This window comes from Clostridium sp. 'deep sea' (assembly GCF_014931565.1).
In the GTDB taxonomy this organism is placed as follows: domain Bacteria; phylum Bacillota; class UBA994; order PWPR01; family PWPR01.
Genome location: NZ_CP063353.1, coordinates 163,545 through 176,285 on the forward strand (window position 1 = coordinate 163,545; position 12,741 = coordinate 176,285).

The following is a 12,741-nucleotide window of genomic DNA, read 5'->3' on the forward strand; positions in this document are numbered from 1 at the left end:
CTAAATATGGCTGAAAAATTAATTGAATTAAAAAACTTGTCAAAAAAATATGCTGATAACTTAGTTGTAAATAATATTAATTTAGATATCTATAAAAATCAGTTCATAACCTTGTTAGGCCCAAGTGGCTGTGGTAAAACTACTATTTTAAGAATGATAGCAGGCTTTGAGGAAATAACTAGTGGCACTATATTATTTCAAGGTCAAGATATAAATAATATTCCTGCCCATGAGCGACAAATAAATACGGTTTTTCAAAACTACGCCTTATTTCCACATTTAAACATTTACGATAATATTGCTTTTGGTTTAAAACTAAAAAAACTACCTAAAAATGAAATTGAAAATAGAGTAACAAAGGCACTAAAAATGGTAAAACTAACTGGCTATGATAAACGCTCAATACATGCTTTAAGTGGTGGTCAGCAACAACGAGTTGCCTTGGCTAGAGCAATTGTTAATAGACCTAAACTTTTATTGTTAGATGAACCTTTATCTGCCCTTGATTTAAAATTAAGAAAAGATATGCAATATGAAATAAAAGATATGCAACATGACTTAGGTATTACCTTTATTTATGTAACACATGATCAAGAAGAGGCCTTAACAATGTCGGATAAAATTGTTGTTATGAACGATGGTGTTATTCAGCAAATAGGAGCTCCTCAGCATATTTACAACGAACCAATTAATAAATTTGTGGCATCATTTATTGGTGAAAGCAATATTATGCCAGGTGTTTATAAAGGCAATAAACAGGTAGAGTTTTCTGGGGTTGTATTTGATTGTGTAGATGAAGATTTTACAGCAGGAGAACAGGTAGATGTGGTAATTAGACCCGAAGATTTTGATGTGGTTGTTAGCGATTTAGGTAAAATAACGGGGCGTGTTGATGATATTGTATTTAAGGGTGTTCATTACGAACTATGTGTAATAGTTGAAGATAAAGAGCTGATTGTACACACCTTAGAAAGCCCAAATATAGGAGATATTATCGGGCTAAATGTAGATAAATATGAAATACATTTAATGAAGGTAAGCTAATGAAAGAGCTGCGTAAACTAGCTCTACCCTATAAGTGGGTAATGATCTTATTAGTGGTGATTCCTATTTTAATAATGATATTTTTGTCATTTACTAATACTCAAGGTATAGATTTGGCTAATGCTAAACTTAGCTTAAACAATTTTAAAAAACTTGGTGAATCAATTTATTTAGATGCAGTTATTAATTCAGTTGTATTATCATCTATAGCAACTTTAATTTGTTTATTAATTGGGTATCCTATGGCTTATATAATTGCCAATTTAAAAAGTAAAAAAAAGTGGTTAGTATTAATCCTCTTAATTTGCCCTATGTGGTCTAATATGCTTTTAAGAGTGATAGCTTGGGAGCAATTGTTTAAACCTAATAGTTTATTAAATATTATTGGTATTAGCCTTAATTTATTAGGTACAAAAACAGCTATTGTAATTGGCATGGTTTCAATTTACCTGCCCTTTATGATATTTCCTATTTATACTTCTCTTGAGAAAATGGATAAATCTTTATTAGAGGCCAGTAGAGATTTAGGAGCTAGTCCTGTTCAAGTATTTACTAAGATAATATTCCCTTTATCACTTGGTGGAGTAGCTAGCGGTGTTTTAATGACTCTTTTGCCAAGTGCAACTGCATTTGCTTTACCCCAAAGATTAGGGGGCGGTAATATATTATTAATTGGTAACGTTATCGAAAATATGTTTAAAAAAGTATTTAACTATAATCTAGGTAGTCTTTTATCTCTATTTGTAATAACAATAATTTTTGCATCTATAGGCTTATTTAATAAAGGTGATGAAGACGGAGGTATGTTAGTATGATTTTAAAAGCCTTTAAATACCTAAAATGGCCACTTATTGCAATAAGTTTTTTCTTAATGTATTTTCCAATAATAATCATTGCTATTTTATCTATAAATGAATCTAAATTTGCTCATGTTTTTAAGGGGTTTTCCCTAAAATGGTATGGTGAAATATTTACTAATAGCTCTCTTTTTGGGGCAATAACAAATACCATTACTGTAGCTGTTGTATCAACCATAATTAGCACTATTTTAGGTACATTTATTGCTATAGGAATTAATTCCTTAAGAAAAAGAGATAAAAAACGTATTTTATTACTCAATAATATACCCCTTGTTAATCCAGACATTGTTACTGGTTTATCTTTAATGATTGTGTTTTCCTTTATTCAACTTAAGTTTGGATTTCCGACCATGTTGTTAGCACATGTTTTTTTTTCAGTGCCTTATGTTGTTTTAAGCGTTTTACCCAAGCTAAGGGCTTTAGATAAAGATTTGTATAATGCCGCAATAGATTTAGGTTGTACTACAATGCAAGCAGTGTTAAAGGTTATTGTACCTGCAATAAAAAGCGGCATAATAACAGGCAGCTTAATTGCCTTTACCATGAGCATTGATGACTTTGTTATAAGTTATTTTACTACTGGTAATGGTTACTCTAATTTCTCTATTTGGCTTTATGCTAGGCTTGGCAGAAGAACCTTTTCGCCAGCGGCTTATGCATATAATACTTTAATTACTACGGTCACTTTTGCCATACTTTTGGCAATAAACATAAAATCAAAAAAAAGGCAGGATTGTAAATGAAAAAATTGGTGGGTGTTTTAATCTCTGTTTTAGTTATTTCACTATTTGCGGGTTGTTCTAATCAACAAACACTTTATGTACTGAACTGGGGAGAGTACATGAGCACTGAACTTATTGAAAAGTTTGAATCTGAAACTGGTGTTAAGGTAGTAACAGATGAAGTAGATTCAAATGAAGTAATGTATGAAAAAATTAAGTCAGGAAATACAGCTTATGATATCGCTATTCCAAGTGAGTACATGATTCAAAAACTTGCTTCTGAAAACCTACTAAATACTGTTGATAAAACAATGGTGCCAAACTTAAGTGAAAATACTTTAGAGCCAATTGTTGCTAATCTCATGAAGCAAGCTAAAATAAGTGATAATGCTGTTCCATATTTTTATGGTTGTATAGGTATTATGTATAGAAATGAATATGAGAGCCTAGTAAAAGAACATGGTTTTAGGGTTTTATTCGATAGATCAATTCTTCCTGATGATACTAAGGTTGGTATGTATAATTCAGGTAGAGATTCTGTTTCTGCTGCTTTATTGCATTTAGGTTACGATGTTAACACAACAGATACTAAGCAATTAACAGAAGCAGAAGAGTTACTTAAAAATATGGACTATACTCTTTGGGGTGATGATAACCTTAAAAGAGAGATTATTGCTGGCAATTTAGATATTGCTTTAGTTTATTCCGGCGATTTTTTTGATTCATACTATGTGGTACTTGATGAGGGTGATGAGTTAACATTTAACTTTATGACACCATTAAGCACAAATATTTGGGTAGATGCCATGATTATACCTACAACATCTAAAAATATAGAGTTAGCTCACAAATTTGTCAACTTTTTTTTAGATGCCGATAATGTACTAACAAATGTTGATAGCGTTGGCTATACACCAGTGGTATCTAAGACCTACGAAAAAATGAAAGCTGACTCACAACGTAATGATATAACAGGTCATAGCTACTTTAGAGATATCTACTTTCATAAAGACTTTAAAGGTCAGATGTATAAAAACCTAACTTCAGAGCATTATCAGCAATTAGAAGAAATATTAATGAGAGCAAAACAGTAATAACCTAAAGCACAAAATAGATATATGGCTATTTTGTGCTTATTATTTTTAAAATAGTATACTTTTAAAAATAATTGCCTAAAATATGAAAGTATATTATAATATTATATTATAATAGAAAATAATAATAGGGGGTTTTATAATATGAAACCATTTGTCCCATTAAAACTGCCCTTTGATCAACATATAAATCAATTGTATTTCTTAAATACTCTTGTTGAAGCAAGTACAAATATTGGTAAGTTTCAAGTTATACTTCAAAATTCAAAAATTAACGAGGATTTTCTAATAAATCCATTAATATTACAAGAGGCATTTCAGTCAACTAAAATCGAAGGCACACAAGCTACATTGAATGAGGTGTTCGAGTCACAGATAGAAGATAAAAAAACTAATGATGTTCAAGAAGTACTAAATTATTATAGTGCATTAAAACATGGTGAAAGACAAGTGCATAAAATACCAATTTGCTCACGACTATTTAAATCTCTTCATGAAATTTTACTTTGTAGTGGAGTAAGAGGTGGAAATCGTTCGCCAGGTGAATATCGAAGAATACAGAACTTTATTGGTCCAGAAAACTGTACTATAGAGACAGCAAAGTATGTGCCACCAGAACCTCAATTAGTTGATGAGCATATGTCCAATTTAGAGAATTATATTAATAATCCAACAGATAGTTTAAATCCATTGGTTAGAATAGCAATTATCCATGCTCAATTTGAAACTATTCACCCTTTTTTGGATGGCAATGGTAGGATTGGACGTATTTTAATACCATTATACTTGTATGAAAATAATATAATAAATTCGCCAAACTTTTTTATTAGTGAATCTTTAGAAAAAGATAAATATAAATATTATACTTTGCTAAATGGTACAAGACATAAAGCAGAATGGAATGAGTGGATTCTTTTCTTTTTAGAAAGTGTTAATAAACAGGCTGTAAAAAATATTAAATTAATTAATAATATTAATAAGTTATACGAACAAGATTTAGCAGAGGCTATGAGTATTGAAAAAAATAATAATATTGTTAAAATACTAAATATTATTTTCAAGCATCCAATTTTTAACGTAAAGACTATGAGTACCTTAACTGGAATAAACGATGGTAGTTGTAGAAGATACTTAAATAAGCTTGTGGAAAGAAAAATTATTTATGCTGACGACAAAAGAAGGAATAAAAAGTACTATTATTATAGTTTATTAGATTTATTAAGAACATAGAGAGTTGAAAAAACACTAATAACATAAAGGAGATAGTTGACAAATAGTTTTTTAATTTGCTGACTGTCTTTTTTTATGTAATACATGTACCTTTTGGTTCATTACCGTGCCATTAATGTTCTGACTTATTAGAAAAAAAACATTATATTTCCCTATTGCCCCTTATTATTAAAAAAAAATGTTAATAGTTCTTTAACTCAGTTAAAGGATATTGAAATCTTTTATGGAATTTTACAAGACCTTAATCCAAAAAAGGTGAAACAATACTTAAAGTTGCTAAAATTAAGAAAATCTAATACATATGAGGGATGATAATGAGACATACAAGAGTACAAGCTATCTTAATACATAAAAAGAAAGTACTATTTCTTAAACAGTATAACTCTAAAAATAAACAAGAATACTGGATGTATCCTGGTGGAAATTTAGAGCCAAGTGAAAATCTACATACTGCAATTAAAAGAGAGTTACTGGAAGAGTGTCATATTAAACTCAATAACCTACGTTTAATTGATGATAGAGTAGGTAACGGCCAAGATACATATAAAAGATATGTAACTTTTGCTCAGCTTGTAAACGATATAAGCCAATTTCAAAAGGGTGAAGAATCTGTGTTATATCGAAAAATAATAGGCTTTGAGTGGGTGGATCTTAATGAAATACATTCTTATAACAAGTTGGTAGGTAATAATCAAATTCAGCCATCTATTAATCTGTTACAAGGTATTTTAAAAAAAGAAAATCTTATATAGTTTGGGAGCAATAATATGGCACAAAGATTTAATAAATTGTTATTAATAAAAAACAATTTACGCAATAAGAAGTATACAACAGGTGATGAACTAGCAAATGATATATACAGTTTTATTAATGAATTTTGGAGAGGTTCCAAATATTTAGTAAACGAAGATTTATATAATCAGGATTTAACAGAATTAAGTAGCTTTCATTATGAATTACTTAAACATGTTAGTAATATTATAAATACTAATGACTCTAGTAGTAATAGTAAACTAATTAACAATGAGATCAATTGTTATAAAATACTTCATAATGCAGAACACGGTGTTATAACCAATAAAATTTATATCTTAAATAAAAACTATGAAAATATTATTATAGGCGATCTTCATTCGGATTATAACTCGTTAACAAGGGCTTTAAAAGTAAGTGATTTCTATAATAAGTATATTAGTAAACAAGCTATTAATTTAGTATTTGTAGGAGATTACGTGGATCGAGGCCACAGCCATTTACAACTGGTTGAATTATTGCTAATACTCCAGTTTTTATTTGCTAAGAATGTGTTTTTATTAAGAGGAAATCACGATGGTGGCGTAATGCACGATGATGATAGTTTTACATTAACATATCGAATACCTGATAAAGATGAAAATGAAATGTACTATTCTCACTATTTGTTAACCTTAAGTCGTAAAAATTCTACATTTAATAAACAAATGATACGTAGTTACCTCAATTTTTTTAATAAGCTACCCTATGTTGCTTTAATATTAAATGCCGATAAAGTTATTATGGTAGTTCATGCTGGAATACCACGACCAAAATATTTTTCGGAAGACATTTATGAGTATATTAATTGTTTAGCTGATATTACTAATAATGATAATGTAGATTTTTTAGGTTCAGTAATATGTAATAACTTAGTATGGAGTGATCCTCGTAGGGAAGGTAGAGAGTTAAGGTTAGGGAATCGCAGATTTAGTTACTCTCAAGCAGAATATGAAAGCTTTAAAAATAAGCTTAATATAGATTTATTAATTAGGGGACATGAAGCCGTAGAAGAAGGTTACAGATATCATTTTAACGACACTCTTATAACTATCTTTTCAAGTGGTGGACTTTATGGAAATACTATAAATGAGCAATCTAATTATCACTGGGTAAAACCCAAAGTTGTTAAGATAAAAGATGGTGAGGTAAGCTTTATATAAGTAAAAAAAAGGAGTAATATTACTAATAATGGATTAGTAGTTAGATGTTTGGCTTGTTTAAACCATTGAACGCTGTTATAATGAATACATAAATACAAAAGCTTTTTATAAATTAACAAGTATTTTAGTCAGGGGCTTTTTATGGTTAAAATAAATTTTCAGTCATTTCCCTTTTTAACAACTAATAGGTTAATATTAAGGAATATTAAAGATAGTGATAGTAACGAAATATTTGCACTATTGTCTAACAAAAATGTGGCTAGTTTTTTTCAGCGTCCTTATGCCAAAAGTGAGAAGGATGCATTTAATTATATTAATAAAGTAGCTGAAGGTATTGAAGCAGAGCAATGGATAATATGGGCCTTATCTTTACCCCGTAACAATAGACTAATTGGTAATATATGTATTTGGAATATATCTCATACTGAATGTAGCGCCGAAATAAGCTATGAGTTATTACCAGAGTATCAAAACAGAGGTTATATGAAAGAAGCAGTTTCAGAGGTTCTTAATTATGCTTTTATGGAGATGAGATTAAATATAATAGAGGCTAGGACTAGTGTTAAGAATGAAAGATCCATTAATCTGTTAAATAAACTAAATTTCAAAAAACAAAGTGTTACACCTATAGACTTTGATCCGCTAGGCTGGGATAACCCAGAATATATAACATACAGACTATCTAAAAGCAAATATATAGGTGATATTTTATTAAGTTAAATTTCTTTATCTAAAATGCTTATAATAAAGTTATCAAGAGTTCATTGATAAGTTCCTAGAACTATCACTGAACTCCTTTTGTTTTAAAGAGGCAAATAAAATAGAGGATAAGTATGTTGTTTAACAGACGGAAGCTTTTTAGTCCTAACTATCTATTGGAAAATAATTCTTTTATAGCTAATAATAAATACTTAAAGAATTATAGTTAACTAGGTACAATGATTAAGATAGTATATACAGGTAATTTAATTAAAAATTGAGGTTTAAACATGAATAAAATCTTAAAATTTACTATGGCATTATTATTTATTTTTAGTGTTTTTATTTTAATAAATTATAACTTTCAAAACAAGGTGCCTAAAGCTAATATAAATGTTGAATATAAAATCGATTTAAAAAATGCTTTAAGTTTTTTGAAAAACAACATGATTAATAATGAGGGTGGCATTTATACCAACTATCTAAATTATAATGAGAGCAAAAGTTATGCCACAGGTCATGAAGTTTTAGCAGAATCACAGGGACTTATGATGTTACATGCTGTATACAATCGAGATTTTTTACTTTTTGATACCAGTTTTATCTACGTAAAAAATAATATGTTTAATAAACAAAATGGATTAAGCTGGAGAGTAACTAATAACAACAGTATTAAAACAACTATTTCTGCTTCAGTTGATGATTTAAGGGTTTTAAGGGCACTTCATTATGCCATAAAGCTTTGGAACAAAAATGAGCATAAAATAATGTATCAACACTTAGAGAAAAACTTACGAGTTAAGAGCTTAGTTAATGAAAGCTTAGTAGATTTTTATGATAAAAGTAAAAAAAGTAAAGAAATAACTCTATCATATTTAGACCTCTACACCATGTTATTATTGACTCATAGTAGCGAAAAGTGGGATAATGTTTTTAATGATTCTTTAAGAATCATTAAAATGGCTAAAGTAAGTAAAGATTTTCCGTTGTACTATAAAACATATAGCAATGATCACATTGTTTTAGTTAATCAAATTAACATGATAGATTCTTTATTAACTGTTTTACATTTAGCTGAAGTAAAAGAGATAGATTATGATTCAATTATATGGTTAAAAAAAGAGCTTAAAAATAATGGTAAAATTATGTCTAGCTACAATCCCAAAACAGGTATTGCTAGTAAAAACTCATATGAAAGTACAGCTGTATATGCTATTGCGATGAGGATATGTAATGAAATAAATGAAATAGAACTATATCATAACTTGGCAGCTAAAATGCTTGAATTACAAGTAAAGAATGTAAATAGCAAAGTTTATGGTGGCTTTGCAGATGAGGTATCTTTACAGGCATATTCATTTGATAATTTGCAGGCTATTCTTGCTTTGGAAGGTAGGTAGTTATGAAAAAAAGACTAATAAATGAGGTGTTTTTGATTGCCTTTATTGTAGAGTTATATTTAACCATAACCCTATTTTATGAATTTAAGACTAGTATGAATGGACAGTTATTTATTCTTATCAGTGTTATATTTACAGGTTCAACTTTAGCTTATTTATTTGGCCAAATATTTTCACTTTACTCAGCATTAATTTTTGCTGTAGGTTATGGTACATATTTGCTGTACTTAAGTTTAATGAACATAAATATAAGTTTAGGTAGCTATTTAATAATGTTTATTAGCCCATTAATATTTATTACTTTGGGTAGTTACTCAAGCTATATCAAACAGTTAAAAGTAAGTTTAACTGCCATGGAGGAAAAAGTAAATAAGTTTGTAACGGTTGATCCCTCAACTGGATTAGAGAATATAACTGCTTTTAATCTAGATTTGCAAAAGCAAATGTCCTTTGCAAAAAGATATAACAGCAACCTTTATTTGATGATTATTGAAATAAAATACTACGAAGAACTAAAGTCGTTATATAAACAAGAGGGTATTAAAGAAATAGTAAAACAGGCAGCAAAGCTCTTAAACGATACTACACGACTAGAAGATAATAAGTATAGATTGACTGATAATAGCTTTGCAATAGTATTTAGAAATATTAAAGACAGTGGTATTGAAGTCATTAAAACTAAAATAAAAAGCACTTTAAACGAAGCTAATGTTAAAAATATTAATGGAGAGACAGATATAATTCATATAGAAGTTAAACTGGGCTATCTTAAATTTAAAACCGACATTAAAAGCAGTACAGAGTATTACAATTTAACAAAGAAAGAGTTAATTTATGATGTTTAAAAGGTTTTTAGTTTTACTTCTTATGTTAAGTAGTAGTTTAGTACTAGTTTGTAATCGCACATATGCAGAGCAACCAGTTAAAAAGGTTTTACTAATCTATGACACTAAAACTGAAATAGGCTCTGCAAATGATCGTGTTTTTGCACTTAAAAATCTATTATATCATTTTAATGTGCAGGTTTTTCCTATACATGAGTCTCAAGTAACTAAACAAGATTTATTGAATAATGAGTATATTTTTGTTTTAAATAATAGTGACTATTTAAACCCCAAGCTTTACATGCAATTAAAACAAGTTAAAACAACAATTTGCTATATTGGCTTGGGACTAAAAGAGTTTAGCAAGAATTTAAACATACCAATTGTCACTAAAGGAGTAAAGTATGACTTTACAGATATTGTTTATAATAATGGTTTAGAAATAAACGATTTTAAACAAAGTTTCTCTGGGCTTTCTTACTACTATCCTATTAAGAATATTGAGGTGCAGTCTAAAGATGTAAAGGTTTATGCTGGTGTAAGTAATGGTACTGAGTTTAATCCTGTTATTATGCAATATAGTAATACATGGATTGTATCAATTTTAGATTTTTATGATGATTTATTTTTAATATTTGCAGATATTTTAAACGAAATATTTGAACAGCAATTAGTTCAAAACAACAATATATTTATAAGAATTGAAGATGTACATCCCTTTAGAGATCAACAAAAATTAAGAGAAATAGCTAACTACTTATACTTGCAAAAAGTTCCATTTATGGTGTCTTTAATACCTGCCTATAACAATAAAAATACTAACAAGCTTACCCATATTCAAGATATAGATGGTTTTGCAAATACAATAAAATATATGATAGATAAAGGTGCAAGTATTGTAATGCATGGTTACACTCATGCTGGTTATGGTGAGGTTACTGGTGAGGGCTTTGAGTTTTGGGATGGCATTAACAATACCGTTATTACTAATGTAAACGAAGCAGAATATATTGAGAATAGAATATATTTAGGCGTAAAAACTTGCGTTGACAATGAAATATACCCTTTGGCGTTTGAGCCACCTCATTACGCCATGAGTACTAGTGGCTTTCTGCAGGTAAGTCAGTATTTTTCAACATATTGTGGTCAGGTACAAGTTTCTGACACTAATTTTACAACAGTTACCTTCCCCTATGTTTTAAATAATACAGATAGTTATAAAACTGTATTGCCTGAAAACCTTGGCTATATAAATGGTTTAAAAAGCGAAGCAGTTAGCAGAATTAAAGATAAATATAGTAGTATAAGTCGAGTTAGAGGTTACTCAGCAGGCTTGTTTTATCATCCTAATATAGACATCAAATATTTAAAAGAGATAATTAACTTTTTTAAACAGCAAAATGTTAATTTTTATGACCTGAAGCAGCATGAAAATTGGGTAAGCTCAAGAGACATTAAAATAGAGTCTATTAACGGTGTCATTACTGTGAATAGTAGCTTAAACTCAAATAATATTAGTAAGTACTTTGGTTATGTAAATGTTTTACTAGTAATTATTTTATTTATAACTCTTTTAGTATTAGTAATAGTCTTATTGCGATTCAGGCAAAAAAACAAACTAAGGTTTTTAAAGGAAATAGAAGATGAAGCTAAAACTAATTGATTACCTATTTCTCTATTCGTTTACTGCAATTTGGTTATTATTAATCTTTAATGTCATACTGGCCTTAGGTGGGTATGTTTTTTATAGTAAACTATCAAAACGTAGAATCAATATACTCAAAAACTTTACAAGATACCCCTATGTGTCTATCTTAATTCCAGCTCACAACGAAGAAAAAGTTATAGCTAGAACTGTAGAGGCAATGTCAAAACAGTTTTATCCCAAAGATAGGTATGAAATAATAATTATTAATGATAACTCTCAAGACAATACTTTGCAAGTATTAGAAGCACTAAAACGTAGGCTTGTTTATTGTAATATTAAAATTATATCCACAACCAAAAAAAATGGTGGTAAAGGAAAGTCTAATGCTTTAAATATTGGTAAACTGCATGCTCAAGGAGAGTTTATTGCTGTTTATGATGCAGACAATACACCAGAGTCCTTTGCTTTAAGATACTTGGTATATGAGTTACTAAACAATGAAACTTATGGAGCTGTAATTGGCAAATTTCGAACTAGAAATAAGTATAAAAATATATTAACTAGATTCATTAATATTGAAACTCTTAGTTTTCAATGGATGGCACAAGCAGGTAGGTTTAAAATATTTAATATCTGTACTATACCAGGTACAAATTTTATTATTAGGAGTAGTGCCCTAGAAAAAATAGGGGGCTGGGACTCTAAAGCAATAGCTGAAGATACAGAAATAAGCTTTAAACTTTTCGAACAAGGTTACCGAATAGGTATGATGCCATTGGCTGTTACCTGGGAGCAGGAGCCCGAAACTCTTAATGTGTGGTTTAAACAACGCACCCGGTGGGTTAAAGGAAACATATATGTTGTGTTTAAATATCTGCCAAAAGTATTAAGCAAACAAGTAAAAAATATTGGTATTGATATATTTTATTTAGTAGCGGTTTATTTTTTATTTTTGTCATCGCTTGTATTATCAAATATTATATTTTTAGTAGGTATTTTCACCCCAGTTAAACTAAGTTTAGCAGGCAACTTCTTATTATTATGGGTCTTGGCATATATAATTTTTGTTTTGCAAATTTTAATTACCCTAGCTATGGAAAAAGGAGAAAGTAGCAAAAGTAATATATTATATGTACTAATAATATATTTTACGTATTGTCAGCTATGGATGGTGGTAGCTGGTAGAGGCATAGTATTATATCTTACTGATATGATTTTTAAAAGAGAAACAACGTGGTATAAAACAGAAAGATTTGATTAGGGAG

The 12,741-nt window shown here is 29.1% G+C and carries 12 protein-coding genes; all 12 read left to right on the forward strand.

Annotated elements, in window-relative coordinates:
* Positions 1 to 6: 6 nt before the first annotated feature.
* A complete protein-coding gene (locus IMX26_RS00825) occupies positions 7 to 1,044 on the forward strand; it encodes an ABC transporter ATP-binding protein (RefSeq protein WP_195159832.1) in 1,038 nt (345 codons plus the stop codon).
* Entirely contained in the window at positions 1,044 to 1,859 is an 816-nt protein-coding gene (locus IMX26_RS00830; protein WP_195159833.1) for an ABC transporter permease, read from the forward strand. Before IMX26_RS00825 ends, IMX26_RS00830 begins: the two co-directional genes overlap by 1 nt.
* The gene (locus IMX26_RS00835; protein ID WP_195159834.1) at positions 1,856 to 2,647 is read left to right on the forward strand and encodes an ABC transporter permease; all 792 of its coding nucleotides are present in this window, start codon (positions 1,856 to 1,858) and stop codon (positions 2,645 to 2,647) included. Before IMX26_RS00830 ends, IMX26_RS00835 begins: the two co-directional genes overlap by 4 nt.
* A complete protein-coding gene (locus IMX26_RS00840; RefSeq protein ID WP_195159835.1) occupies positions 2,644 to 3,720 on the forward strand; it encodes an extracellular solute-binding protein in 1,077 nt (358 codons plus the stop codon). Before IMX26_RS00835 ends, IMX26_RS00840 begins: the two co-directional genes overlap by 4 nt.
* A 144-nt stretch (positions 3,721 to 3,864) precedes the next feature.
* Complete coding sequence (locus tag IMX26_RS00845) at positions 3,865 to 4,950, forward strand: Fic/DOC family N-terminal domain-containing protein (RefSeq protein ID WP_195159836.1); 1,086 nt, start codon at positions 3,865 to 3,867, stop codon at positions 4,948 to 4,950.
* A gap of 314 nt (positions 4,951 to 5,264) precedes the next feature.
* On the forward strand, positions 5,265 to 5,702 hold the full coding sequence (locus IMX26_RS00850; protein WP_195159837.1) for an NUDIX domain-containing protein: 438 nt from the start codon (positions 5,265 to 5,267) through the stop codon (positions 5,700 to 5,702).
* 15 nt (positions 5,703 to 5,717) lie between these two features.
* Complete coding sequence (locus tag IMX26_RS00855; RefSeq protein ID WP_195159838.1) at positions 5,718 to 6,905, forward strand: metallophosphoesterase family protein; 1,188 nt, start codon at positions 5,718 to 5,720, stop codon at positions 6,903 to 6,905.
* Positions 6,906 to 7,046: 141 nt separating this feature from the next.
* Positions 7,047 to 7,625: a GNAT family N-acetyltransferase gene (locus tag IMX26_RS00860; protein WP_195159839.1), complete on the forward strand. Its 579-nt coding sequence runs from the start codon at positions 7,047 to 7,049 to the stop codon at positions 7,623 to 7,625.
* A 269-nt stretch (positions 7,626 to 7,894) separates the two neighbouring features.
* Positions 7,895 to 9,004 carry a glycosyl hydrolase family 8 gene (locus IMX26_RS00865; protein WP_195159840.1) on the forward strand — a complete coding sequence of 370 codons (1,110 nt, stop codon included), beginning with the start codon at positions 7,895 to 7,897 and terminating at the stop codon, positions 9,002 to 9,004.
* Between the two features lie 2 nt (positions 9,005 to 9,006).
* Positions 9,007 to 9,849: a diguanylate cyclase gene (locus IMX26_RS00870; RefSeq protein WP_195159841.1), complete on the forward strand. Its 843-nt coding sequence runs from the start codon at positions 9,007 to 9,009 to the stop codon at positions 9,847 to 9,849.
* Positions 9,839 to 11,491, forward strand: coding sequence for a DUF2334 domain-containing protein (locus IMX26_RS00875; RefSeq protein ID WP_195159842.1), 1,653 nt, complete (start codon positions 9,839 to 9,841; stop codon positions 11,489 to 11,491). Before IMX26_RS00870 ends, IMX26_RS00875 begins: the two co-directional genes overlap by 11 nt.
* On the forward strand, positions 11,472 to 12,737 hold the full coding sequence (locus IMX26_RS00880; RefSeq protein WP_195159843.1) for a glycosyltransferase: 1,266 nt from the start codon (positions 11,472 to 11,474) through the stop codon (positions 12,735 to 12,737). The genes IMX26_RS00875 and IMX26_RS00880 overlap by 20 nt, the downstream gene beginning before the upstream one ends.
* Positions 12,738 to 12,741: the final 4 nt, after the last annotated feature.